This window comes from Candidatus Pseudomonas auctus, from assembly GCF_048654275.1.
Taxonomy (GTDB): domain Bacteria; phylum Pseudomonadota; class Gammaproteobacteria; order Pseudomonadales; family Pseudomonadaceae; genus Aquipseudomonas; species Aquipseudomonas pharyngis.
The window spans coordinates 295,103-319,375 of the sequence record NZ_JBJYZK010000002.1; the positions used below are offsets into that span (position 1 = coordinate 295,103).

Below are 24,273 nucleotides of genomic sequence, written 5' to 3' on the forward strand. Positions count from 1 at the left end.
TCCGGGTAACACAGAACGACCCGCGCCGGCAGTAAAAGGCGGAAAAAATCGCTGGGCATTATAAGCACTTTTCCGCAGGGGGCGTCATTTGCGCTTCTGTCAAGACGGGGCGAGGGAACGCAATGCGCATTACAGAGTCCGTAACTCACGGAAAGTCATAGGGAATTGGTAGTGCTAGGACTCTTCAATAAAAAGGCCAATACGTTACTGGGGATCGACATCAGCTCCACGTCGGTGAAGCTGCTGGAGCTGAGCCGTCAGGGTGAACGCTACCGGGTCGAGGCGTATGCGGTAGAGCCGTTGCCGGCGAGTGCCGTGGTCGAAAAGAACATCGCCGAACTCGAGGGCGTCGGCCAGGCCCTGTCCCGGGTGCTGGTCAAGGCGCGTACCGGGTTGAAAACCGTGGCGGTGGCCGTGGCCGGCTCGGCGGTGATCACCAAGGTCATCGAGATGGACGCCGGGCTGTCCGACGATGAACTGGAAAACCAGCTCAAGATCGAGGCCGATCAATACATTCCCTACCCGCTGGACGAGGTCGCCATCGACTTTGAAGTCCAGGGCGTTTCGCCGCGCAACCCCGAGCGGGTCAACGTACTGCTGGCCGCCTGTCGCAAGGAAAATGTCGAAGTCCGCGAAGCGGCGCTCGCTCTCGCCGGGCTGACCGCGCGGGTGGTAGATGTAGAGGCGTATGCGCTGGAGCGCTCGTTCGGCCTGCTGGCCACGCAACTGGCCGCGTCCCAGGATCGGTTGACGGTGGCGGTGGTCGACATCGGCGCCACCATGACCACCCTCAGCGTCCTGCACAACGGCCGGATCATCTATACCCGCGAACAGCTGTTCGGCGGTCGACAGCTGACCGAGGAAATCCAGCGCCGTTATGGCCTCACCCTTGAACAGGCGGGACTTGCCAAGAAGCAGGGCGGCCTGCCGGACGATTACGTCAGCGAGGTGCTGCAGCCATTTCGTGAGGCGCTGGTGCAGCAGGTGTCGCGCTCCCTGCAGTTCTTTTTCGCTTCCGGTCAGTACAACGCCGTCGACCACATTCTGCTGGCCGGCGGCACGGCGTCGGTGCCCGGCCTCGACCGGCTGATCGAAGAGCGCCTGAACACCCCGACCCAGGTTGCCAATCCGTTTTCCGACATGGCCTTGAGCAGCAAGGTCAACGCCGGGGCTTTGGCGAGCGATGCGCCGGCCCTGATGATTGCCTGCGGGCTCGCGCTCAGGAGTTTCGACTGATGGCGCGGATCAACCTTTTACCCTGGCGCGAGGAGCGTCGTGAGGAACGGCGCAAACGCTTCCTGCTGGTCTTGATCGGTGTGGTGGTCGGTTCGGTGGGGGCGGTGCTCATCGCTGATCAGATCATCAGCGGCGCCATTGCCCGGCAGGTGGCGCGCAATGACTACATCGGCAAGCAGATCGCCGTGGTCGACGAGAGGATCAAGCAGATCAGCGACCTCAAGGCCCATCGCCAGCAACTGGTGGAGCGCATGCGCATCATCCAGGACTTGCAGGGCAACCGGCAGATCAGCGGGCGGATCTTCGATCAGCTGGCGCGCACCTTGCCCGACGGGGTGTATTTCACCGACGTGAAAATGGTCGGCAAGACCCTGTCGATAAGCGGCGCGGCGGAGTCCAACAATCGGGTGTCCGACCTGATGCGCAATCTTGATGCTTCGGACTGGTTCGATGCGCCCAACCTCAATGAAGTGAAAGCCACCACTGCCGGACAAGTGGATCAGGCCAACGTCTTTCAGCTGACCGTTCGCCAGACTCGACCCCGGCTCGAGGAGGACGACCAATGAAGCCGTCCGAGTGGCTGGAAAGCCTGCGCAATGTCGATTTCAACGATCTGGACACCAGCAACATCGGCTCCTGGCCGCCAGTGGTCAAAAGCCTGGCCGGCGGGCTGTTGATGGTGCTGGTCCTGGCGCTTGGCTATAACTTTTTCATCAGTGACCTGGAGAACCAGCTCGAACTCAAACGTGAGGAGGAAATCACCCTCAAGGAGCAGTTCGCGAGCAAGGCGCGCATGGCGGCCAATCTGGAGCTGTACACCCAGCAGATGAAAGAGATGGAAAACTCGTTCGGCGTGCTGTTGCGACAACTGCCCAGTGACACCGAAGTGCCGGGGTTGCTGGAAGACATCACCCGCACCGGACTGGGCAGCGGCCTTGAGTTCGAAGAGATCAAACTGCTGCCGGAGGTTACCCAGCAGTTCTACATCGAGTTGCCCATCCAGATCACCGTGACCGGGGCCTATCACGACCTCGCGACCTTCGTCAGTGGCGTGGCCGGGCTGCCGCGCATCGTCACCCTGCACGATTTCGAGCTGGCGCCAGCCAATCCTGAAGGCGGGCCGAAGCTGCGCATGAGCATCCTCGCCAAGACCTACCGCTACAACGACAAGGGGCTGCCGAAATGAGCCCGATCCGTTTTATCGCCCTGTCGGCATTGTTATTGGTGCTCGGTGGCTGTGGCGGCGATGACTTCAGCGACCTCGACGCCTACATGAATGAAGTGCGCCTGCGTCCGCCGGGCAAGATCGAGCCGACTCCGACCTTCCGCTCCTACCCGACGTTCACCTACAGCGCCGCCAACCTGCGCAGTCCGTTTTCGCGCCAGCTGCGGGTCGATCTGGCCGGGCAGAAACATGGCTCGCGCGACGTGAAACCCGATCCCAACCGGGTCAAGCAATACCTCGAAGGTTTCAACATCGAGCAGTTTGAAATGGTCGGCACGATTGCCAACGCCTCCGGTTCCTTCGCCCTGCTGCGAGGCGCGGGCGGCGTCCATCGGCTCAAGGTCGGCGACTATCTGGGGCGCAACGACGGGCGCATCGTCGCCATCAGCGCTTCACAGGTCGAAGTGGTGGAGATCGTTCCGGACGGCCAGGGCGCCTGGCTTGAGCGGCCGCGCACCATTCCTTTGAAAGAGCATTCATAAGTGGAAGTCGAACAATGAACAGGATTTTCTCCACCCTCGGTTTTTCGCTATGGATAGCGCTGCTTTCGCCGATGGTACAGGCAGCCAATCTGAAGGCGCTGGACGTCGCGGCACTGCCGGGGGACCGGGTCGAGCTGAAGCTGTCGTTCGATGGCCCTCCTCCGCAGCCCAAGGGCTACACCACCGATTCGCCGGCGCGGATCGCACTCGATCTGCCGGGTGTCGCCAGTCAGCTGGCAAGCAAGACCCGTGACCTGGGCAGTGGCAATGCCCGCACGGCCACGGTGGTCGAGGCCAATAATCGTACGCGGCTGATCATCAGCCTGACGCAACTGGCGCCGTACGACACCCGGGTCGAGGGCAATACGGTGTTCGTGGTGGTAGGGCAAGGCAGTAAAGCCGCTGCCCCACGTACGGCCGCTCGTGCCCCGCGCGCAGCACCTGCGGCAGCGCCGGTCCGCACGTTTACGCCGACCGCCAGAGCCATTCGCGGCGTGGATTTCCAGCGTGGTACGGCGGGCGAGGGCAACGTGGTCATCGACTTGTCCGACCCGGCTATCGCCCCGGACATCCAGGAGCACGACGGCAAGGTCATCCTCAATTTCGCCCGTACCCAATTGCCAGAACCGCTGCGGGTGCGCCTCGACGTCAAGGACTTCGCCACCCCGGTGCAGTTCGTCAATGCCGGGGTCAGCGGTGATCGGGCGACGATCACCGTCGAACCCAGCGGTACTTTCGACTATTCCACTTACCAGACCGACAACAAGCTGACCGTCAGCATCCGGCCGTTGACCGTCGATGACCTGCAAAAACGCAACGCCGATCGCAACAGCTATAACGGCGAAAAGCTCTCGCTGAATTTCCAGGACATCGATGTGCGTTCGGTGCTGCAACTGATCGCCGACTTCACCAACCTCAATCTGGTGGCCAGCGATACGGTGCAGGGCGGGATCACCTTGCGCCTGCAGAACGTGCCGTGGGATCAGGCGCTGGATCTGGTGCTCAAGACCAAAGGCCTGGACAAGCGCAAGGTCGGCAACGTGTTGCTGGTGGCGCCGGCGGATGAAATTGCTGCGCGCGAGCGGCAGGAACTGGAATCGCAGAAACAGATCGCCGAACTGGCGCCGCTGCGTCGTGAGCTATTGCAGGTGAACTACGCCAAGGCCGCCGACATCGCCAAGCTGTTCCAGTCTGTCACCAGCGCCGAGGCGAAGGTCGACGAGCGGGGTTCGATCACCGTCGATGAGCGGACCAATAACATCATTGCCTACCAGACCCAGGATCGTCTCGACGAACTGCGGCGGATCGTGGCGCAGCTGGATATTCCGGTGCGTCAGGTGATGATCGAGGCACGGATCGTCGAGGCCAACGTCGACTACGACAAGAGTCTGGGCGTGCGCTGGGGCGGTTCGATTCAGAACAAGGGCAACTGGAACACTTCCGGGGTCAGCAACGGTTCGTCGACCACCATTGGCACGCCGGGCAGCACTAGTACCAACTCGCCGTTCGTCGACATGGGCACGGTCAACAACACCTCCGGGATCGGCATCGCCTTTATCACCGACAACGTCTTGCTCGACCTTGAGCTGACCGCCATGGAGAAGACCGGCAACGGCGAAATCGTCTCGCAGCCCAAGGTGGTCACCTCCGACAAGGAAACCGCGAAGATCCTCAAGGGCACCGAGATTCCGTATCAGGAAGCCAGCTCCAGCGGCGCTACGTCGGTGTCCTTCAAAGAGGCGTCGCTGTCGCTGGAAGTGACGCCGCAGATCACCCCGGACAACCGCATCATCATGGAGGTCAAGGTCACCAAGGACGAACCGGACTACCTGAACAAAGTGCAGGATGTACCGCCGATCAAGAAAAACGAGGTCAATGCCAAGGTGCTGGTGAACGACGGCGAGACCATCGTGATTGGGGGCGTGTTCTCAAATACTCAAAGCAAGGTTGTAGATAAGGTGCCATTTCTTGGCGATGTGCCGTATCTTGGCCGCCTTTTCCGGCGTGATGTGGTTTCGGAGAAAAAATCCGAGCTGCTGGTATTTCTCACTCCGCGTATCATGAATAACCAGGCGATTGCTGTGAGTCGTTGATTCTGTGCGAAATTTGATTCTTGTAGGACCGATGGGGGCTGGAAAAAGCACCATCGGCCGATTACTGGCCAAAGAGCTGCGCCTGCCGTTCAAGGATTCCGACAAGGAAATTGAACTGCGTACGGGCGCCAATATTCCGTGGATCTTCGACAAGGAAGGCGAGCCCGGCTTTCGTGACCGTGAGCAGGCGATGATCGCAGAGCTGTGCGCGTTCGACGGCGTGGTGCTGGCGACCGGCGGCGGCGCGGTGATGCGCGATGCCAACCGCAAGGCCCTGCACGAGGGCGGGCGGGTGGTGTATCTGCACGCCTCCGTCGAGCAGCAGGTCGGTCGTACCTCTCGCGATCGCAACCGGCCGTTGCTGCGCACCGCCAATCCGGAGAAAACCTTGCGCGATCTGCTGGCGATCCGTGATCCGCTTTATCGGGAAATCGCCGACCTGGTAGTGGAAACCGACGAGCGGCCACCGCGCATGGTCGTGCTCGATATTCTCGACCGCCTGGCGCAGCTTCCGCCCCGTTAAAGCATTGCTCGAAATGCGCTATCCTCGGCGTCCTGTCACGCCCGCCGAGGTTGTGGCGGATGACGTGCGAGCGGCGTCATACCCGCTATAGGCCGCAGACAACCAATAATTCAGGGCAGGACGCCTGCTTCCATCTTCACTGTGGGGACACATGCAGACACTCAAGGTCGACCTAGGCGAGCGCAGCTACCCGATTCACATTGGCGAGGGACTGCTGGACCAGCCAGAGCTGCTGGCCCCGCATATCCATGGGCGGCAGGTGGCAATCATCTCCAACGAGACCGTTGCGCCGCTCTATCTCGAGCGTCTGACCCGCAGCCTGGCGCAGTTTTCAGTGGTTTCCGTGGTGTTGCCCGACGGCGAAGCCTTCAAGAACTGGGAAACCCTGCAACTGATCTTCGACGGACTGCTGACCGCCCGTCATGACCGCCGCACCACAGTGATCGCCCTCGGTGGCGGCGTGATCGGCGACATGGCCGGTTTCGCGGCCGCCTGCTACCAGCGCGGCGTCGATTTCATCCAGATCCCTACCACGCTGCTGTCCCAGGTTGATTCGTCGGTGGGCGGCAAGACCGGGATCAACCATCCGCTGGGCAAGAACATGGTCGGCGCGTTCTATCAGCCGAACGTGGTGCTGATCGATACCGCGTCCCTGAAAACCCTGCCAGCGCGCGAGCTGTCGGCAGGTCTGGCGGAAGTCATCAAGTACGGTCTGATCTGCGATGAACCGTTCCTGACCTGGCTCGAAGACAACGTCGACGCCCTGCGTGCACTGGATCAAACGGCCCTGACCTATGCCATCGAGCGCTCTTGCGCCGCCAAGGCTGCAGTGGTCGGCGCCGATGAGAAGGAAACCGGTGTACGGGCCACACTCAACCTCGGCCACACCTTTGGCCACGCTATCGAAACCCACATGGGCTATGGTGTCTGGTTGCATGGCGAAGCGGTCGCTGCTGGCACCGTGATGGCGCTGGAAATGTCCGCGCGTCTGGGCTGGATCAGCGAGCAGGAGCGTGATCGCGGCATCCGGCTGTTCCAGCGTGCCGGTCTGCCGGTGATCCCGCCGGAAGAGATGACCGAAGCCGATTTTCTTGAACACATGGCAATTGACAAAAAAGTGATCGACGGTCGCTTGCGCCTGGTGCTGCTGCGCCGGATGGGCGAAGCGGTGGTGACCGACGATTATCCGAAAGAGGTTCTACAGGCCACGCTGGGAGCGGATTACCGCGCTCTGGCTCAGCTTAAAGGTTAATAAGATTCCGATGACTAGTTTGCATGCCGACGAGGCGTTCCTCGGCCATTTCCAGTTAAGTCACGACCCTTTCGCGCCGCGGGTGCCGGGCTTCAAATTCTTCCCGGCCCAGCGCAAGCCGGTGCTGGGTCAGTTGCATCATCTGGCGCGTTACAGCCAGTTGCTGCTGGTGGTCACCGGCCCGCAGGGCAGCGGCAAGACCCTGCTGCGTCAGGCGCTGGTGGCCAGCACCAACAAGCAATCGGTGCAGAGCGTCGTCGTTTCCGCCCGTGGCGCCGGCGATGCCGCCGGTGTGCTGCGCCAGATCGCCCAGGCGCTGGACGTGGCCCAGGCCGAAGTCGGGGCGATCCTCGATCAGGTCGTACAACTGGCCCTGACCGGTCAGGAAGTCTATCTGCTGGTGGACGATGCCGAGCAGCTCGACGAGTCCGCCCTTGAAGCCCTGATGGCGCTGGGCGCCGGCGCGCCGGAAGGTCGCCCGCATGTGTTCCTGTTCGGCGAGTCGTCGCTGATCGCGCAGCTCGAGGCTTTGCACCTTGAGGAAGAGCGCTTTCACGTCATCGAACTGCAGCCGTACACCGAAGAAGAAACCCGCGAGTATCTTGACCAGCGGCTCGAAGGTGCCGGCCGGGGTGTCGAACTTTTCACCGCGGATCAGATCTCTGATATTCACGAAAGCTCCGAGGGTTGGCCGGGCAACATCAACCAGGTCGCTCGCGATGCTCTGATCGAAGTCATGATTGCCAGCCGCTCAGCGGTCAAGCGTCCAAGTATGGGGTTCAACATGCCGAAGAAACACGTATTGGCGATTTCCGCCGTCGTTGTGGTCGCGGTCGCTGCCGCCTGGCTGATGCCGGGTCGCAACAAGGCACCGACCACCGGTGCGCCGGCCAACGAGCAGGCGCAACTGCCATTGGGCCAAGGCACGCCGCAGGCGGGTGGCGCGCCGTCCGTCGAATTCAACGGCAATACCCAGCCGATGCCGCTGCCGCTGGTCGGCAACTCGCAGCCGGTAATGCGCGGTCCGCTGGCTGAAGCCGCTGGGGGCATCACTGAAGGCGACGACGGCGTGCCGGTCGAAGGTTCCAGCAACACGCCACCGACCGTGACCACCACCGCGCCACCTGCGGGCGTTCAGGCCGGCCCTGCGCCGACACCGGTTCCGGTTCCAGTCCCGGCGGCCAAGCCGACCCCGGCGCCGACCCAGGTCGCGACCGCCAAGCCTGCTCCGGCCGCTCCAGTGGCCAAACCAGCTCCGGCACCTGCCAAGCCTGTTGCCGCCGCGAAATCTGCCGAGAAGCCGGTCACCGTCGCCAAGGCTGCCGGTGGCAGCTGGTACGCCGGTCAGCCGACCAGCAACTACGTGGTGCAGATCCTCGGTACCAGCTCCGAAGCGACCGCGCAAAACTTCGTCAAGGAGCAGGGTGGCGAGTACCGTTATTTCAAGAAAGTCCTCAACGGCAAGCCTCTCTACGTGATCACCTACGGCAACTTCGCCAATCGTGATGCAGCCGTTTCTGCCATCAAGGCCTTGCCAGCGAAGGTTCAGGCTGGTAAACCTTGGCCTCGCACTGTCGCCAGCGTCCAACAGGAACTGGCAACAACTCGCTGAAGATTCGGCGGCCTTACCCAGGCCGCCTCTCCAAGCACCTCAAAATCTCTACAAGTGCGCGCCGTCTCTACAGACCGCGTGCCTTGTGGTGTCTGCGTCACAGTAGTCTTTGAGTCGTTGCGGTCAAAATTAAAAAAGTTTTGACTAGCACAGCAGATCGCTTTAAACCTTTCACAAATGCGACATGAATTTGCGACATTTCGTCGTCAAATTTGTGAGCCTCTGTGTCGCTGTGTACAATGACCACCCTTTTGCCCCCGCAAAGCCGGCGTACGTTCGGCGCGGCAAGCAAGTGGTTGAATTGAAAAGAAATTTGCCTCGTTAAGAGGCAGCCTGGTGAGAAAGTGTCTATGAAAGCAGGTCTGTACCAACCAGATGAATTCAAGGATAACTGCGGTTTCGGCCTGATAGCCCATATGCAGGGCGAACCCAGTCATACCCTTTTGCAAACGGCCATCGAGGCCCTGACCTGCATGACCCACCGCGGTGGGATTAATGCCGACGGCAAGACCGGTGACGGTTGCGGTCTGCTGATTCAAAAACCCGACGCCTTCCTGCGTGCCATTGCCCAGGAAACCTTCAGCGTCGAGCTGCCCAAGCAATATGCCGTGGGCATGGTCTTCTTCAATCAGGATCCGGCCAAGGCCGAAGCCGCTCGCGAGAACATGAACCGCGAGATCCTGGCCGAAGGCCTGCAACTGATCGGCTGGCGCAAAGTGCCGATCGACACCAGCGTCCTCGGCCGCCTGGCCCTTGAGCGCCTGCCGCAGATCGAGCAGGTGTACATCGGCGGCGAAGGCCTGAGCGATCAGGACATGGCGGTCAAGCTGTTCAGCGCCCGTCGTCGCTCGTCCGTGGCCAATGCCGCCGACACCGACCACTACATCTGCAGCTTTTCCCACAAGACCATCATCTATAAAGGCCTGATGATGCCGGCCGACCTGGCCGCGTTCTATCCGGACCTGGGTGACCAGCGCCTGCAAACCGCAATCTGCGTGTTCCACCAGCGCTTCTCCACCAACACCCTGCCGAAATGGCCGCTGGCTCAGCCATTCCGCTTCCTCGCCCACAACGGCGAGATCAACACCATCACCGGCAACCGCAACTGGGCGCAGGCCCGTCGGACCAAGTTCACCAACGATCTGATGGATCTGGAAGAACTCGGCCCGCTGGTCAACCGTGTCGGTTCCGACTCTTCGAGCATGGACAACATGCTCGAACTGATGGTCACCGGCGGCATCGACCTGTTCCGTGGCGTGCGGATGATCATTCCGCCAGCGTGGCAGAACGTCGAAACCATGGACCCGGATCTGCGTGCGTTCTACGAGTACAACTCGATGCACATGGAGCCGTGGGACGGCCCGGCCGGCGTGGTAATGACCGATGGTCGCTACGCGGTGTGCCTGCTCGACCGTAACGGTCTGCGCCCGGCGCGCTGGGTCACCACCAAGAACGGTTTCATCACCCTGGCTTCGGAAATCGGCGTCTGGAACTACCAGCCTGAAGACGTGCTCGCCAAGGGCCGTGTCGGCCCGGGCCAGATCTTCGCCGTGGACACCGAAACCGGGCAGATCCTCGACACCGACGCAATCGACAACCGTCTCAAATCCCGTCATCCGTACAAGCAATGGCTGCGCAAGAACGCCCTGCGCATCCAGGCGACCATGGAAGACAACGATCACGGTTCGGCTTTCTACGACGTCGATCAGCTCAAGCAATACATGAAGATGTATCAGGTCACGTTCGAAGAGCGCGATCAGGTACTGCGTCCACTTGGCGAGCAAGGCTATGAAGCCGTCGGCTCAATGGGCGACGACACGCCGATGGCCGTGCTGTCCCAGCGCGTGCGCACGCCGTACGACTATTTCCGTCAGCAGTTCGCACAGGTGACCAACCCGCCGATCGACCCGCTGCGTGAAGCGATCGTGATGTCGCTGGAAATCTGCCTCGGTGCCGAGCGCAACATCTTCCAGGAATCGCCGGAACACGCCTCGCGCGTGATCCTCAGCTCGCCGGTCATTTCCCCGGCCAAGTGGCGTTCGCTGATGAACCTCGACCGCCCGGGTTTCGAGCGGCAGATCATCGACCTCAACTACGACGAAAGCGTCGGCCTCGAAGCGGCGATCCGTAACGTCGCCGATCAGGCTGAAGAAGCCGTGCGTGCCGGTCGTACCCAGATCGTTCTGAGCGACCGTCATATCGCTCCGGGCAAGCTGCCGATCCACGCCTCGCTGGCCACCGGCGCGGTGCACCACCGCCTGACCGAAAAAGGCCTGCGCTGCGACTCCAACATCCTGGTTGAAACCGCCACCGCACGGGATCCGCACCACTTCGCGGTGCTGATCGGCTTCGGCGCCTCGGCGGTCTATCCGTTCCTGGCCTACGAAGTGCTGGGCGACCTGATCCGGACCGGTGAAGTATTGGGCGACCTCTACGAGGTGTTCAAGAACTACCGCAAAGGCATCACCAAAGGTCTGTTGAAGATCCTGTCGAAGATGGGCATCTCGACCATCGCCTCGTACCGCGGTGCGCAGCTGTTTGAAGCGATCGGTCTGTCCGAAGAAGTCTGCGAGCTGAGCTTCCGGGGCGTGCCGAGCCGTATCAAGGGGGCGCGTTTCGTCGACATCGAAGCCGAGCAGAAAGCACTGGCCACCGAAGCCTGGAGTCCGCGCAAGCCGATCCAGCAGGGCGGTCTGCTGAAGTTTGTCCACGGTGGCGAATATCACGCGTACAACCCGGACGTGGTCAACACCCTGCAAGCCGCCGTGCAGCAGGGCGACTACGCCAAATTCAAGGAATACACCTCGCTGGTGGACAACCGTCCGGTGTCGATGATCCGCGACCTGTTCAAGGTCAAGACCCTCGACACGCCGCTGGACATCAGTGAAGTCGAGCCGCTGGAATCGGTGCTCAAGCGCTTCGACTCCGCCGGTATCTCGCTGGGCGCCCTGTCGCCGGAAGCTCACGAAGCCCTGGCCGAAGCCATGAACCGCCTCGGTGCGCGTTCCAACTCCGGCGAAGGCGGCGAAGACCCGGCGCGTTACGGCACCATCAAGAGCTCGAAAATCAAACAGGTCGCGACCGGCCGTTTCGGGGTGACCCCGGAATACCTGGTCAACGCCGAAGTGCTGCAGATCAAGGTCGCCCAGGGCGCCAAGCCGGGTGAGGGCGGGCAACTGCCGGGCGGCAAAGTGAACGGGCTGATCGCCAAGCTGCGTTACGCAGTGCCGGGCGTGACCCTGATTTCGCCACCACCGCATCACGACATCTATTCGATTGAAGACTTGTCGCAGTTGATCTTCGACCTGAAACAGGTCAACCCGAAGGCGCTGGTTTCGGTGAAACTCGTGGCTGAAGCAGGCGTCGGCACCATCGCTGCCGGTGTGGCCAAGGCCTACGCGGACTTGATCACCATCTCCGGCTACGACGGCGGTACCGGTGCATCGCCGCTAACCTCGATCAAATACGCTGGCGCTCCGTGGGAACTCGGCCTGGCCGAAACCCACCAGACCCTGCGCGGCAACGACCTGCGCGGCAAGGTTCGGGTACAGACCGACGGCGGCCTGAAAACCGGCCTCGACGTGATCAAGGCTGCGATCCTTGGCGCCGAAAGCTTCGGCTTCGGCACCGCGCCGATGATCGCGCTGGGCTGCAAATACCTGCGTATCTGCCACCTGAACAACTGCGCTACCGGCGTCGCGACCCAGAACGAGAAGCTGCGCAAAGATCACTACATCGGCACCGTCGACATGGTGGTGAATTTCTTCACCTACGTCGCCGAAGAAACCCGTGAGTGGCTGGCCAAGCTCGGCGTGCGCTCCCTCGAAGAGCTGATCGGCCGTACCGATCTGCTGGAAATCCTCGAAGGCCAGACCGCCAAGCAGCATCACCTGGATCTGACCCCGCTGCTGGGCAGCGATCACATCCCGGCGGACAAGCCTCAGTTCTGCGGCGTCGAGCGCAACCCGCCCTTCGACCAGGGCCTGCTGGCCGAGAAAATGGTCGAGATGGCGACGTCGGCGATCAACGACCTCAGCGGCGCCGAGTTCGATCTGGACATCTGCAACTGCGACCGTTCGATCGGCGCACGGATCTCCGGCGAAATCGCGCGCAAGCACGGCAACCAGGGCATGGCCAAAGCGCCAATCACCTTCCGCTTCAAGGGCACGGCGGGTCAGAGCTTCGGCGTGTGGAACGCCGGCGGTCTGAACATGTATCTGGAAGGCGACGCCAACGACTACGTCGGCAAAGGCATGACCGGTGGCAAGCTGACCATCGTGCCGCCGAAGGGCAGCGTTTATAAGACTCAGGAAAGCGCCATCATCGGCAACACCTGCCTGTACGGCGCCACGGGCGGCAAGCTGTTCGCCGCCGGCACCGCAGGCGAGCGTTTCGCCGTGCGCAACTCCGGTGCCCACACGGTTGTGGAAGGCACTGGCGATCACTGCTGTGAGTACATGACCGGTGGTTTTGTCTGCGTTCTGGGCAAGACCGGTTACAACTTCGGCTCTGGCATGACCGGCGGTTTCGCCTACGTGCTCGACCAGGACAACACCTTCGTTGACCGGGTCAACCACGAACTGGTGGAAATCCAGCGGATCAGCGGCGAGGCGATGGAAGCCTATCGCAGCCACCTGCAGAACGTGCTGAACGAGTACGTCGCGGAAACCGACAGCGAGTGGGGTCGTGAACTCGCCGAGAACCTCGATGACTACTTGCGCCGTTTCTGGTTGGTCAAGCCGAAGGCTGCCAACCTGAAGTCGTTGCTTTCCAGCACCCGTGCCAACCCGCAGTGATATGCGCCTGAAGAGTTTGATGAGGTTTTAACAATGGCTGAACGTCTGAATAACGACTTCCAGTTCATCGATGTCGGGCGCAAGGATCCGAAGAAGAAACTGTTGCGTCAACGCAAGAAAGAGTTCGTGGAAATCTACGAACCGTTCAAACCCCAGCAGTCGGCCGACCAGGCCCACCGCTGCCTGGGTTGCGGCAACCCGTATTGCGAATGGAAGTGCCCGGTGCACAACTTCATTCCGAACTGGCTGAAGCTGGTGGCCGAGGGCAACATCCTCCAGGCCGCCGAGCTGTCGCACCAGACCAACACCCTGCCGGAAGTCTGCGGCCGGGTGTGCCCGCAGGATCGTCTGTGCGAGGGTGCCTGCACCCTTAACGACGGTTTTGGCGCGGTGACCATCGGTTCGGTCGAGAAGTACATCACCGACACCGCGTTCGCCATGGGCTGGCGCCCGGACATGTCCAAGGTCAAGCCGACCGGCAAGCGTGTCGCGATCATCGGCGCGGGCCCGGCGGGTCTGGGTTGTGCCGACGTGCTGGTGCGTGGCGGCGTGACCCCGGTGGTGTTCGACAAGAACCCGGAAATCGGCGGTCTGCTGACCTTCGGCATCCCCGAGTTCAAGCTCGAGAAGACCGTGCTGAGCAATCGCCGCGAAGTCTTCACCGGCATGGGCATCGAATTCCGCCTCAACACCGAGGTCGGCAAGGACGTGACCATGGAGCAACTGCTCGCCGAATACGATGCCGTGTTCATGGGCATGGGCACCTACACCTACATGAAGGGCGGTTTTGCCGGTGAGGACCTGCCGGGCGTCTATGACGCGCTGGATTTCCTGATCGCCAACGTCAACCGCAACCTGGGCTTTGAAAAGTCGCCGGAAGATTTCGTCGACATGAAAGGCAAGAAGGTCGTGGTGCTGGGCGGCGGCGACACGGCGATGGACTGCAACCGCACGTCGATCCGCCAGGGCGCCAAATCGGTGACCTGCGCCTATCGTCGTGACGAAGCAAACATGCCCGGCTCACGCAAAGAGGTGAAAAACGCCAAGGAAGAAGGCGTGAAATTCCTCTACAACCGTCAGCCGATCGCCATCGTTGGCGAAGACAAGGTCGAAGGCGTGAAGGTGGTCGAGACCCGTCTCGGCGAGCCGGACGCCCGTGGCCGTCGCAGCCCCGAGCCGATCCCGGGCTCCGAAGAGATCATCCCGGCTGACGCCGTGGTCATCGCTTTCGGTTTCCGTCCAAGTCCGGCCCCATGGTTCGAGCAGTTCGAAATCCAGACCGACAGCCAGGGCCGCGTCGTTGCGCCCGAGCAAGGTCAGTACAAGCACCAGACCAGCAACCCGAAAATCTTCGCCGGTGGCGACATGGTGCGCGGTTCCGACCTGGTGGTGACGGCGATCTTCGAAGGCCGCAATGCGGCTGAAGGGATCCTGGATTACCTGGGCGTCTAAACCCGGATCCTGAGCCAAAAGCAATAACCCTGTGGGAGCGAGCCTGCTCGCGATGGCGGTGAATCAGTCACCAGACGTATTGGCTGACAATCCGCTATCGCGAGCAGGCTCGCTCCCACAGTTGTTTCTCGCTGTTGCTGATGCCCCGTATTTATTGCGACAAATTGACCCGATAGACAAAAGGCTGACCTGCATCCGTGCCTTTTGCGTCGCGCTCTGAGAAAATGCCCGCACTTTTTTTCCGGATGCCGACATGACTGCCCTGAAGAACGACCGTTTCCTCCGCGCCCTGCTCAAGCAACCCGTAGACGTCACCCCAGTGTGGATGATGCGCCAGGCCGGCCGTTACCTGCCGGAATACCGCGCCAGCCGCGCCCAGGCCGGTGATTTCATGAGCCTGTGCATGAATCCGGAATTCGCCTGCGAAGTCACGCTGCAACCCCTCGACCGCTATCCGCAACTGGACGCGGCGATCCTGTTCTCCGACATCCTCACCATTCCCGATGCCATGGGCCAGGGCCTGTACTTCGAGACCGGTGAAGGTCCGCGCTTCAAGAAAGTCGTCAGCACCCTGGCCGACATCGAAGCTCTGCCGATCCCCGATCCGCACAAAGACCTCGGCTACGTGATGGACGCGGTCAGCACCATCCGCCGCGAACTGAACGGCCGTGTACCGCTGATCGGTTTCTCCGGCAGCCCGTGGACCCTCGCCACGTACATGGTCGAAGGCGGTTCGTCGAAAGACTTCCGCAAGACCAAGGCGATGCTCTACGACAACCCGCAAGCCATGCACCTGCTGCTGGACAAGCTGGCGCAATCGGTGACTTCGTACCTGAACGGCCAGATCCAGGCCGGTGCACAAGCGGTGCAGATCTTCGATACCTGGGGCGGCAACCTGTCGGCGGCGGCGTATCAGGAATTCTCCCTGGCCTACATGAAGAAAATCGTCAGCGGCCTGATCCGCGAGCACGACGGTCGCAAAGTGCCGGTGATCCTCTTCACCAAGAACGGCGGCCTGTGGCTGGAAAGCATCGCCGAGGCCGGCGCTGACGCACTGGGCCTGGACTGGACCTGCGACATCGGCAACGCCCGCGCCCGCGTCGGTGACAAGGTCGCGCTGCAAGGCAACATGGACCCGACCGTGCTCTACGCCAAACCTGAAGCGATCCGCACCGAAGTCGGGCGCATCCTCGCCAGCTACGGCAAGGGCAGCGGCCACGTGTTCAACCTCGGCCACGGCATCACGCCGGAAGTCGATCCGGAGCACGCTGGCGCGTTCCTGCGTGCGGTGCACGAGTTGTCGGCGCAGTATCACGAGTAATCGGCGCTCAGCTCTAAGGGTAGAAAACTAAAACGCCCGGCTTATGCCGGGCGTTTTTTATGGGCGTGAATCAGGCTTTGACGCCACCCAGCGGCGGCAACTTCGCCAGCTTCAACGCCACCAACAGTGCCACCAGCAACAGCGCGCCGATAAACAGGCCAATCCCGTTCCACCCGGCCAGGTGCCAGAACACACCGCCTGCCGTCCCGGCGATGCTCGAGCCGGCGTAATAGCTGAACAGGTACAACGACGACGCCTGGCCCTTGGCCTTGAGCGCCCGGCGGCCGATCCAGCTGCTGGCCACCGAGTGGGCGGCGAAGAAGCCGAAGGTGAAGATCAGCATGCCGACGATCACCAGCGGCAGCGGTGTGAACATCGTCAGGGCGAGGCCGGCGAACATCAGGGCGATGGTCGCCCAGAGCACTTTGCGGCGGCCCAGTTTGTCGGCCAGCGAACCGATTTTTGCCGAGCTGTAGATACCCGAGAGGTACACCACCGACAACAGCCCCACGAAAACCTGATCCATGTGGTACGGCTCCGCCAGCAGGCGGTAACCGATGTAGTTGAATAGGGTGACGAACGCGCCCATCAGCACGAACGCTTCGAGGAACAGCAGCGGCAGGCCGGCATCGCGAAAGTGCATGGTGAAGCCGTCGAGCAGGCTACGCGGATGCAGCGAGCGGGAGCGGAAGTTGCGCGACTCCGGCAGGATCTTCCAGAACACTGCTGCGGCGATCAACGCCAGGCCGCCGATCACCATCATCGCCGCGTGCCAGCTGACGAAGTCGATCAGCACGCCGGTGATCAACCGCCCGCTCATCCCGCCAATCGCGTTGCCACCGATATACAAACCCATCGCCAGACCGATGTGCTGGGGATGGATTTCCTCGCTGAGGTAAGTCATTGCCACCGCCGCCAGGCCGCTCAATGACAGCCCGATCAACGCACGCATGATCAGCACGCCGTGCCAGCTCGGCATCATCGAACTGGCGATGGTGCACAGCGCCGCGGCGAACAGTGCGGCGACCATCACCGGTTTGCGCCCGACCCGATCGGAAATCGGGCCGGTGATCAGCAGACCGAACGCCAGCATGCCGGTGGCCACTGACAGGATCAGGCTGCTCTGCGCGGCGTTGATCGAATATTCGTGGGACAGCAGCGGCATCATCGGCTGCACGCAGTACAGCAGGGCGAAGGTGGCGAAGCCGCCGCTGAACAGCGCGAGTACCGTGCGCATGAACGCGGGCGTGCCTTTCTCGATGTAGATCTCTTGCAGTTCGGTCAGTACATCGTCCGCCGCAGCGGGCGGAACTTCATGGGCCAGTGGAGCGACGGCGGTTTTCACATCAGACCTCGGAGGGCGCGGGCAGGCAGGCAATGAAAAAATCATATAGCTGGCTAATATTTCTATCCAATATATTGTTCGACCTGTTTGATAGCTTTCACGACCTAATGGGGTGTTCATGGAATTGCGTCATCTGCGCTACTTCATCGCCGTCGCCGAAGAACTGCACTTCGGCCGCGCCGCACAAGTGCTGGGCATCTCCCAGCCACCGCTGAGCCAGCAGATTCAGGCGCTGGAACAGGAAGTCGGCGCGCGACTGTTCGAGCGTACCAATCGTCGGGTCGAGCTCAGCGAGGCCGGGCGACTGTTTCTGGAGGAAGCGCGGCTGGTGCTGGCTCAGGTCGATAAAGCGGCGGACGTGGCCCGCCGCGCGCAACTCGGCGAGTTGGGTGAACTGAAGATTGGCTTCACCTCGTCGGCGCCGTTCAACTCGACCATTCCCCAGGCGATTTTTTCCTTCCGCCAGCGCTTCCCCGCCGTGCACCTGAATCTACGGGAGATGAGCAGCACCATGGTCGCCGACGCGTTGGTGGACGAATCGATCGAAGTCGGCATCATGCGACCGCTGGGTTTGCCGGATTCGCTCAGCGTGGTCGAACTGATGCGCGAGCCCTTGGTGGCGGTGCTCAGCTCCAAACATCCGCTGGCGCAGGGCTCTGAAGAGGGACTGTTCCTCTCGGCGCTGGCCCTCGAACCGTTCGTGTTCTTCCCGCGCAGCTACGGTAGTGGCCTGTATTCGCAGTTGATAAGCCTGGCCCGCGATGCGGGGTTCAGCCCGCACTTCGCCCAGGAGGCCGGCGAAGCCATGACCATCATCGGTCTGGTGGCAGCCGGTTTGGGCGTGTCAGTGATGCCGGCGTCGTATCAGCGGATGCGCATCGACGGCGTGGTCTATCGACCGCTGCTCGATCCCGAGGCCGTGACGGCGGTGTGGCTGGTGCAGCGCAAGGATCAGAAATCACCGATGGCCAAGGCATTTGTCGAACTGCTCACGCGCAAGGTTGAAGCCGGTTGATCAGGGCAGCCGCACCAGATCACCCTTCAACGCCACTCGTGTGACAAAGATGCCGGCCCGACATTCGTAAGTGTTCAGATCCTTACGCACATGCTGGTCGTAGTAGCTGACGATGTTGGTCACCGCATTCGCCCCGACACGCTTGGCCTCGGCCTGCAGCGCAATCAGATTTGACTGCAACACCCACTCGCAGGAGTCGTGATCGCTCTTGTTGAAGCCGTTGGTCTTCAGATCGCTGACCACCCCGCGCCGCAACAACCGCTGAGTGCCCTGAGGCCCGTTGCCGACCAGATAAAACTTCACACTGCCATCCAGCCGCCCGGCGCGCATCGCATCCGACACGACTGTTTCGAACGGCATGTACATCAGATTGGTGGCGTGGCTGGCGCCGGGCAGCAGGCCGAGAAGGGCGGCGGCGATCAGGGCTTTCGCTTGCATGGTTGTCTCCTTGACGGTGAAAGAGAACCGCGAGTACTTGACCGACCGGGCTCGCCGTTCCGGCAGGCACTGTGTATCGGCCTGTTTGAGCGAGTGTAGTTGTGGTGAACAGGTTTGGTTGACTCGACTCCGTACATTTCGAGTAACGGAACTGTCGTAGGGAATAAGGCCGTTGTTGCGCAAAATCAGTTCTTTTTCAAACGAGTGTCACGGATGCCACTTCGATATCAGCCTAAGGAGGGCAGCGTTTTGATTTGCGATTTCAGGGGTTATGAAATCCCCGAGATGGTCAAAGTCAGACCTGTTGTTGTGATACGTAAACATCGAACCAACAGCTTGCTGGTAACAGTAGTGCCGTTGAGTACCACTGCCCCTGATTGCTTGCTTGGGCACCATCTTGAACTTGCAAGTCACCTTCAGGGAGCCAGCCCGACCTGTTGGGCAAAGTGCGACATGATTGCCACGGTCAGTCTTTCGCGGCTTGATCGGATTAAATGCCGGGATCGGCAAGGCAAGCGCATTTACCTGATCTCACATCTTGCAACAGACGAGTTTCACGCCATTAAAACCGCGGTCAGACGGGCGTTGGGACTGTGATGGCAACGGAAGTGGCGCATCGAAGCCAAATGCCAGCCGTTGCTCGACAGGAGGTTTCAGGCAATACTGCCGGCGTTCCCGAAAGGGGCTTGTGAGACTCTGAGGATCCTGGGCAACCAGCCATCGCAGAGCCAGACAGGTGACAGGCGATGACAAGCCAACCTGTTTGTGAAAGGGCGCCGAAAGGCGCCCTTCGTCGTTCCGGCCGTTACTGAACCGTCGCCAGATCGCCCTTCAACGCTACGCCCGCCATGATGGCGCCTGCGTGGCATTCGTAGGTTTTCGCATCCTTGCGCTCGTTGCTCTTGTAGAAGCTGACGATGTTGGTCACGGCGTTGGCGCCGGCGTTTTTCGCGGCCTGGTGCAGGCTGATGATCGCCGATTGCACGACCCACTCGCAGGCTTCCTGGTCGGTCTTGTTGAAGGCGTTGGTCTTTTTGTTGGTCACGGCGCCGGGGCTGACAACGGTGACTTTGCCAGCCGGGGCGTTGCCCGCCAGATAGAACTTCACGCTGCCATCGATCTTGCCGGTGCGGGTCGCTTCGGCGACGGCCTTGTCGAACGGCAGATAGACCGCCGTGTCACGGGCCTGGCTGACGGCCGGCAAGGCGCAGATGAGCAGGGTGGCAGCGAGTTTTTTGAAGTGCATGGAGGTCTCCTTGACCTGGATTAATTCGGTTGGGGCCAGCGACGGAAAATCAGCGAGGTGTTGACCCCGCCGAAAGCGAAGTTGTTGTTCATCACGTATTCGTGGCTCATCTGGCGGAACTCGCCGCGCAGGTAGTCGAGCTTGCCGCAGTGCGGATCGACCTCGTCGAGGTTGAGCGTGTGCACGTACAGGTCGCGGTTGAGCATCTCGATGCTGAACCACGATTCCAGCGCCCCGCAGGCGCCGAGGGTGTGGCCCAGGAAGCTCTTTTGCGAACTGATCGGCATGCGCTCGCCGAACAGGGCACTGGTGGCCAGGGTTTCGGCGACATCGCCCTGTTCGGTGGCGGTGCCGTGGCCGTTGACGTAGCCGATGACGTCCGGCGCAAGGCCTGCGTCCTCCAGCGCCAGTTCCATTGCCCGGCGCATGGTGACTTGTTCTGGGCGGGTGGTGTGCTGGCCGTCGGCGTTGCTGCCGAAGCCGACGATCTCGGCGTGAATGTGCGCACCGCGCGCCAGGGCATGTTCCAGTTCTTCAAGTACCAGCATGCCGCCGCCCTCACCGATCACCAGACCGTCGCGGCCCTTGTCGTACGGGCGTGGCGAGGTGTGCGGTGCATCGTTTTTCAGGCTGGTGGCGTACAGCGCGTCGAACACCATGGCTTCGGTCGGGCACAGCTCTTCGGCGCCGCCGGCGAGCATCAGCGGCAGGCGTCCGAACTTGATCGCCTCGTAGGCGTAGCCGATGCCTTGGCTACCGCTGGTGCAGGCGCTGGAGGTCGGGATCAAGCGGCCGGTGAGGCCGAAGAAGATGCTGATGTTCGCCGCCGTGGTGTGCGGCATCATCCGCACATAGGAGTTGGCGTTGAGACCTTCGGCCACCGAGTTGAGCAGCATGTTGCCGAACGCCTTGATCTCGTCGGTGCTGCCGGTGGAAGAACCACAGGCCACGCCCATGCGCCCGTCCTTGATCGACTCGTCGCCGAGCAGGCCGGCGTCGGCCAGCGCTTTTTCCGCTGCGCCGACGGCCAGCCGCGAAACACGGCCCATGCTGCGCAACTGTTTGCGGGTCCAGTGCGCCGGCACCTGGAAATCGTCGATAGGCCCGGCCAGACGGGTGTTGAGCTCGCTGAAGCGATCCCACTCGTCCATTCGGCGGATGCCGCTGCGGTTGGCGGCGAAATTGCCGGCGATGGTGTCCCAGTCGCTGCCCAGCGAGGTAATGCCGGCCATGCCGGTGACGACGACGCGCTTCATCAACACAAGCCTCCGTTGACCGCCAGCACCTGGCGGGTGATGTACGACGCTTCCGCCGACATCAGGAAATTCACCGCACCGGCCACCTCTTCAGGCGTGCCCATGCGTTGTGCGGGGATCATTTTCAGCAGTTCTTCCACCGGCACGTTTTCATCGAGCATCGCCGTATCGATCAGACCGGGCGCGACGCAGTTGACCGTGATCTTGCGCTTGGCCAGTTCGATCGCCAAGGCTTTCGCGGCGCCGATCACGCCGGCCTTCGAGGCGCTGTAATTGACCTGACCACGGTTGCCGATCAGCCCCGACACCGAGGTAATGCACACGATGCGACCAGCGGCGCGGCGGCGGATCATCGGCATCATCACCGGGTGCAGGACGTTGTAGAAACCGTCGAGGTTGGTGCGCAACACCACGTCCCAGTCATCGTCGCTCAGGGCCGGAAACGCGCCGTCGCGGGTCAGGCCGGCATTGAGCACAACGCCGTAGTAGGCGCCGTGGGCTTCAACGTCGGCTTCGAGGATGGCTTTGCAGGTTTCGCGATCCGCCACGTCGAATTGCAGGATGCGCGCTTGGCGGCCTAGGGCCTGGATTTCAGCCTGCACCGCCTGCGCGTCGCTCAGACCACTGCGGCAATGCACGACGATGTCATGCCCGGCCTGAGCCAGACGCAGGGCGATGGCGCGGCCGATGCCACGGCTGGAGCCGGTGACCAGTATTGATTCAGTCATCGTTCGACTCCTTGTTGGTTTCGTCGCGGGATTGTTCCAGATAGTCCGCTGCCTGGGGCGGGCGGAACACGTTCAGCCGGGCGCTGGCCTCGATGCCGGGCGCGTTGATATGGCATTCGAATACGCCCATGCCGTTGTCGTCTTCCAGCGAGCGCAAGCCATGGATGGTCAGTTCGCTGCCGACCGGAAAGGCTGCGACATTGCATTCGAACTTGCGTGTGCCGAGCAGAAAACCCAGCTCCACCGGGTTGCCTTTCTGCCGCGCATGGCAGCCGGCGAACGCGGCGACGCTTTGCGCCATCAGCTCGACGCCGACCCACGCCGGCAGGCTGCCGTCGGGCAGGCTGAACAGGCCGCCGGGGCGGACGGTGAGGGTGGTGTGGATCTGTTCGTCGTCAAAGCTCAGGATCCGGTCGATCAGGATCATGTCGCCAGCGTGGGGCAGCAGTTCGGCGAGCGGCCAGTGGCTCATGGGGCGTCTCCGATAATCAGGCTGACGTTATTGCCACCGAAGGCAAACGAGTTGCTCATCAGGTAGCGGGGTGCAATGGACGCCAGGCGTTCGCTTGCGGTCACCCACTTCAGCGCTGGCAGGTCGGGATCGGCCTGGCCATCCCAGACGTGCGGCGGCAAGGCGTGATCGGGGTTGTCGGCAGTGAGGCTCAACCAGCAGAACGCCGCTTCCAGTGCGCCGGCGGCGCCGAGGGTGTGGCCGGTCATCGGTTTGGTCGAGGAACACGGCACGCCTTCGGGAAACAAGGTGGCGACGGCCAGACTTTCCATCGCGTCGTTGTGCTGGGTCGCGGTGCCGTGCAGGTTCAGGTAACTGATGTCGCCGGCTTGCAGATGGGCTTGGTCGAGGGCTTTCTGCATCGATTGCAGGGCGCCACGGCCGGTCGGTTCCGGTGCGGAAATGTGGTGCGCGTCGGAGCTGGCGCCGGCGCCGAGCAGGGCGATGCCCGGCCCAGCACCGCGCTGTTTGCTCATCACGAACAGCACTGCCGCTTCGCCGATGTTGATGCCGTTGCGGTTGGCGGAAAACGGATTGCAGCGCTCGTCCGACACCGCTTCCAGCGCACTGAAACCGTTGAGGGTCAGTTTGCACAGACTGTCGACACCGCCGCACAGCACCGCGTCGCACAGGCCCAGATCGAGCAGGCGTCGGGCGCTCATCAGCGCGCGTGCGCTGGAGGTGCAGGCGGTGGAAATCACATAGGTCGGGCCGCTCAGTTGCAGCCAGTCGGCGAGGAAATTCGCCGGGGCGCCGAGCTCCTGTTGCCGGTAGTCGTAATCGGCCGGGAACTGTTGGTCGCGGATGTAGTGCGCGAGACCTCGGCTGGCTTCGTCGATGCCCGAAGTGCTGGTGCCCAGCACCACGCCGATGCGCTCGCGGCCGTAAGTCTGGATGGCGTGCTCGATGTCGTCGCGAATCTGCAACGCCGCCTCCAGCAACAGCTGATTGTTGCGGCTGCGCTGGTCGGCCAATGCATCGGGAATCGGCGCCAGATCGCCGTGCACGGCGGCCACCGGCAGTTCGCGCTCCGGCACCCAGCCGGACTCGCGGCGCATGCCCGAGCAGTCGCCGGCAAACAGGTTGCGTGCCACGGCTGGCTTGTCGCGCCCCAGGGCGCAGATCACGCCGAGGGCATTGAGGTAGGCGGTCATGACGTCGGTTCACCGAGTGGCGTTACGCGATAGTGCGGGCCTTGTGGCAGGTTCAATTCGAAGCTCAAGGGTTGGGTGTAACGGATGTCCCAGCGCGCCGGCAGGGAACGTTGGCCGCCCTGTTGCTGCGCCTCGGGGTAGTTGCGCGACAGCTCGCCCGCCGGGGTCAGGGCGAACAGCAGCGCGGCGAACAGCTCCCGTGCTTCCGGGTTGGGCGGCAGCAGGCCGTCGGCCTGCCAGTGCCCGTCGATCAACTGCTGACGGGCCTGGGGAATGCCCAGCGGATCCATCATCGACCAGCGGATGCCGGGCCCTTCGCGCTGAATTACCAGCAACCAGTCTTGCTGTTGCCCGGCCAGGTGACGTTCGATATGCAGTTGCATCGGCAGCGGCAGGCTCGGGTTGCCGGCCGGCAGCGGCGCCTGACTGGCGCAGGAACCGAGCAGGCTGATGCAAGCCAGCAGAATAAGTCGTATCACTGCGGACAATGTGGGAGCGAGCCTGCTCGCGATGGCGTCGGAACATCCAGCATTGAAGCCAGCTGATCCACCGCTATCGCGAGCAGGCTCGCTCCCACCAGTAAAGTGC

21 protein-coding genes are annotated in these 24,273 nt (G+C 62.0%); 13 read left to right on the plus strand and 8 right to left on the minus strand.

Annotation, left to right across the window (positions count from 1 at the left end; all coding sequences use genetic code 11):
* The first annotated feature begins 171 nt into the window (after positions 1–171).
* From ACKUG4_RS04930 to hemE, 11 genes are all read left to right on the plus strand, one after another.
* Positions 172–1,236 (plus strand): pilus assembly protein PilM, encoded by a 1,065-nt coding sequence (locus ACKUG4_RS04930; protein ID WP_007952389.1) that lies wholly within the window; start codon positions 172–174, stop codon positions 1,234–1,236.
* Positions 1,236–1,802, plus strand: coding sequence for a PilN domain-containing protein (locus ACKUG4_RS04935; protein WP_064592903.1), 567 nt, complete (start codon positions 1,236–1,238; stop codon positions 1,800–1,802). Before ACKUG4_RS04930 ends, ACKUG4_RS04935 begins: the two co-directional genes overlap by 1 nt.
* Entirely contained in the window at positions 1,799–2,422 is a 624-nt protein-coding gene (gene pilO / locus ACKUG4_RS04940) for a type 4a pilus biogenesis protein PilO (RefSeq protein WP_445433559.1), read from the plus strand. Before ACKUG4_RS04935 ends, pilO begins: the two co-directional genes overlap by 4 nt.
* Positions 2,419–2,943 (plus strand): pilus assembly protein PilP, encoded by a 525-nt coding sequence (locus ACKUG4_RS04945; protein ID WP_039766425.1) that lies wholly within the window; start codon positions 2,419–2,421, stop codon positions 2,941–2,943. The genes pilO and ACKUG4_RS04945 overlap by 4 nt, the downstream gene beginning before the upstream one ends.
* A gap of 14 nt (positions 2,944–2,957) precedes the next feature.
* The gene (locus tag ACKUG4_RS04950) at positions 2,958–5,036 is read left to right on the plus strand and encodes a type IV pilus secretin PilQ (protein ID WP_445433560.1); all 2,079 of its coding nucleotides are present in this window, start codon (positions 2,958–2,960) and stop codon (positions 5,034–5,036) included.
* Between the two features lie 4 nt (positions 5,037–5,040).
* Positions 5,041–5,559 carry a shikimate kinase AroK gene (gene aroK, locus ACKUG4_RS04955; RefSeq protein WP_011332081.1) on the plus strand — a complete coding sequence of 173 codons (519 nt, stop codon included), beginning with the start codon at positions 5,041–5,043 and terminating at the stop codon, positions 5,557–5,559.
* A gap of 151 nt (positions 5,560–5,710) precedes the next feature.
* A complete protein-coding gene (gene aroB / locus ACKUG4_RS04960) occupies positions 5,711–6,811 on the plus strand; it encodes a 3-dehydroquinate synthase (RefSeq protein WP_011332082.1) in 1,101 nt (366 codons plus the stop codon).
* Positions 6,812–6,821: 10 nt separating this feature from the next.
* Positions 6,822–8,423, plus strand: coding sequence for an AAA family ATPase (locus ACKUG4_RS04965; RefSeq protein WP_445433561.1), 1,602 nt, complete (start codon positions 6,822–6,824; stop codon positions 8,421–8,423).
* Between the two features lie 350 nt (positions 8,424–8,773).
* Positions 8,774–13,219: a glutamate synthase large subunit gene (gltB, locus tag ACKUG4_RS04970; protein WP_064382840.1), complete on the plus strand. Its 4,446-nt coding sequence runs from the start codon at positions 8,774–8,776 to the stop codon at positions 13,217–13,219.
* A gap of 33 nt (positions 13,220–13,252) precedes the next feature.
* Positions 13,253–14,671 (plus strand): glutamate synthase small subunit GltD family protein, encoded by a 1,419-nt coding sequence (locus tag ACKUG4_RS04975; RefSeq protein ID WP_007909438.1) that lies wholly within the window; start codon positions 13,253–13,255, stop codon positions 14,669–14,671.
* Positions 14,672–14,924: 253 nt separating this feature from the next.
* The gene (hemE, locus tag ACKUG4_RS04980; RefSeq protein ID WP_007968321.1) at positions 14,925–15,992 is read left to right on the plus strand and encodes a uroporphyrinogen decarboxylase; all 1,068 of its coding nucleotides are present in this window, start codon (positions 14,925–14,927) and stop codon (positions 15,990–15,992) included.
* 70 nt (positions 15,993–16,062) lie between these two features.
* Here hemE and ACKUG4_RS04985 read toward each other — a convergent pair whose 3' ends face one another.
* On the minus strand, positions 16,063–17,337 hold the full coding sequence (locus tag ACKUG4_RS04985) for an MFS transporter (protein ID WP_445433562.1): 1,275 nt from the start codon (positions 17,335–17,337) through the stop codon (positions 16,063–16,065).
* Between the two features lie 118 nt (positions 17,338–17,455).
* Between ACKUG4_RS04985 and ACKUG4_RS04990 the strand changes: the two genes are divergently transcribed.
* Positions 17,456–18,352, plus strand: coding sequence for a LysR family transcriptional regulator (locus ACKUG4_RS04990; protein ID WP_039766450.1), 897 nt, complete (start codon positions 17,456–17,458; stop codon positions 18,350–18,352).
* On the opposite strand, the gene ACKUG4_RS04995 is transcribed toward ACKUG4_RS04990, so the two are convergent.
* Positions 18,353–18,790 carry an excinuclease gene (locus ACKUG4_RS04995; protein ID WP_445433563.1) on the minus strand — a complete coding sequence of 146 codons (438 nt, stop codon included), beginning with the start codon at positions 18,788–18,790 and terminating at the stop codon, positions 18,353–18,355.
* 213 nt (positions 18,791–19,003) lie between these two features.
* Here ACKUG4_RS04995 and ACKUG4_RS05000 point away from each other — a divergent pair, with 213 nt between their 5' ends.
* Complete coding sequence (locus tag ACKUG4_RS05000) at positions 19,004–19,387, plus strand: type II toxin-antitoxin system PemK/MazF family toxin (protein ID WP_445433564.1); 384 nt, start codon at positions 19,004–19,006, stop codon at positions 19,385–19,387.
* A 208-nt stretch (positions 19,388–19,595) separates the two neighbouring features.
* Here the strand turns inward: ACKUG4_RS05000 and ACKUG4_RS05005 are convergent, their stop codons facing one another.
* The 6 genes from ACKUG4_RS05005 to ACKUG4_RS05030 are packed head-to-tail and all read right to left on the minus strand — an operon-like array spanning position 19,596 to position 24,164.
* Positions 19,596–20,036, minus strand: coding sequence for an excinuclease (locus tag ACKUG4_RS05005; protein WP_085648021.1), 441 nt, complete (start codon positions 20,034–20,036; stop codon positions 19,596–19,598).
* A 20-nt stretch (positions 20,037–20,056) separates the two neighbouring features.
* A complete protein-coding gene (locus ACKUG4_RS05010; RefSeq protein WP_085611127.1) occupies positions 20,057–21,292 on the minus strand; it encodes a beta-ketoacyl-ACP synthase in 1,236 nt (411 codons plus the stop codon).
* Positions 21,292–22,020, minus strand: a complete 729-nt coding sequence (gene fabG / locus ACKUG4_RS05015; RefSeq protein ID WP_085648023.1) for a 3-oxoacyl-ACP reductase FabG — start codon at positions 22,018–22,020, stop codon at positions 21,292–21,294. The genes ACKUG4_RS05010 and fabG overlap by 1 nt, the downstream gene beginning before the upstream one ends.
* A complete protein-coding gene (locus ACKUG4_RS05020) occupies positions 22,013–22,492 on the minus strand; it encodes a hotdog family protein (protein ID WP_085611125.1) in 480 nt (159 codons plus the stop codon). Before ACKUG4_RS05020 ends, fabG begins: the two co-directional genes overlap by 8 nt.
* Positions 22,489–23,685 (minus strand): beta-ketoacyl-[acyl-carrier-protein] synthase family protein, encoded by a 1,197-nt coding sequence (locus tag ACKUG4_RS05025; protein ID WP_445433565.1) that lies wholly within the window; start codon positions 23,683–23,685, stop codon positions 22,489–22,491. The genes ACKUG4_RS05020 and ACKUG4_RS05025 overlap by 4 nt, the downstream gene beginning before the upstream one ends.
* Positions 23,682–24,164, minus strand: coding sequence for a hypothetical protein (locus tag ACKUG4_RS05030; RefSeq protein ID WP_445433566.1), 483 nt, complete (start codon positions 24,162–24,164; stop codon positions 23,682–23,684). Before ACKUG4_RS05030 ends, ACKUG4_RS05025 begins: the two co-directional genes overlap by 4 nt.
* Positions 24,165–24,273 lie beyond the last annotated feature (109 nt).

Excerpts from the sequence above, each read along its gene's own strand:
- ACKUG4_RS04935 (WP_064592903.1), top strand. The coding sequence starts at position 1,236 with ATGGCGCGGATCAACCTTTTACCCTGGCGCGAGGAGCGTCGTGAGGAA.
- pilO (WP_445433559.1), top strand. The coding sequence starts at position 1,799 with ATGAAGCCGTCCGAGTGGCTGGAAAGCCTGCGCAATGTCGATTTCAAC.
- ACKUG4_RS04945 (WP_039766425.1), top strand. The coding sequence starts at position 2,419 with ATGAGCCCGATCCGTTTTATCGCCCTGTCGGCATTGTTATTGGTGCTC.
- ACKUG4_RS04950 (WP_445433560.1), top strand. The coding sequence starts at position 2,958 with ATGAACAGGATTTTCTCCACCCTCGGTTTTTCGCTATGGATAGCGCTG.
- aroB (WP_011332082.1), top strand. The coding sequence starts at position 5,711 with ATGCAGACACTCAAGGTCGACCTAGGCGAGCGCAGCTACCCGATTCAC.
- ACKUG4_RS04965 (WP_445433561.1), top strand. The coding sequence starts at position 6,822 with ATGACTAGTTTGCATGCCGACGAGGCGTTCCTCGGCCATTTCCAGTTA.
- gltB (WP_064382840.1), top strand. The coding sequence starts at position 8,774 with ATGAAAGCAGGTCTGTACCAACCAGATGAATTCAAGGATAACTGCGGT.
- ACKUG4_RS04975 (WP_007909438.1), top strand. The coding sequence starts at position 13,253 with ATGGCTGAACGTCTGAATAACGACTTCCAGTTCATCGATGTCGGGCGC.
- hemE (WP_007968321.1), top strand. The coding sequence starts at position 14,925 with ATGACTGCCCTGAAGAACGACCGTTTCCTCCGCGCCCTGCTCAAGCAA.
- ACKUG4_RS04990 (WP_039766450.1), top strand. The coding sequence starts at position 17,456 with ATGGAATTGCGTCATCTGCGCTACTTCATCGCCGTCGCCGAAGAACTG.
- ACKUG4_RS04995 (WP_445433563.1), bottom strand. The coding sequence starts at position 18,790 with ATGCAAGCGAAAGCCCTGATCGCCGCCGCCCTTCTCGGCCTGCTGCCC.
- ACKUG4_RS05000 (WP_445433564.1), top strand. The coding sequence starts at position 19,004 with ATGCCACTTCGATATCAGCCTAAGGAGGGCAGCGTTTTGATTTGCGAT.
- ACKUG4_RS05005 (WP_085648021.1), bottom strand. The coding sequence starts at position 20,036 with ATGCACTTCAAAAAACTCGCTGCCACCCTGCTCATCTGCGCCTTGCCG.
- ACKUG4_RS05010 (WP_085611127.1), bottom strand. The coding sequence starts at position 21,292 with ATGAAGCGCGTCGTCGTCACCGGCATGGCCGGCATTACCTCGCTGGGC.
- fabG (WP_085648023.1), bottom strand. The coding sequence starts at position 22,020 with ATGACTGAATCAATACTGGTCACCGGCTCCAGCCGTGGCATCGGCCGC.
- ACKUG4_RS05020 (WP_085611125.1), bottom strand. The coding sequence starts at position 22,492 with ATGAGCCACTGGCCGCTCGCCGAACTGCTGCCCCACGCTGGCGACATG.
- ACKUG4_RS05025 (WP_445433565.1), bottom strand. The coding sequence starts at position 23,685 with ATGACCGCCTACCTCAATGCCCTCGGCGTGATCTGCGCCCTGGGGCGC.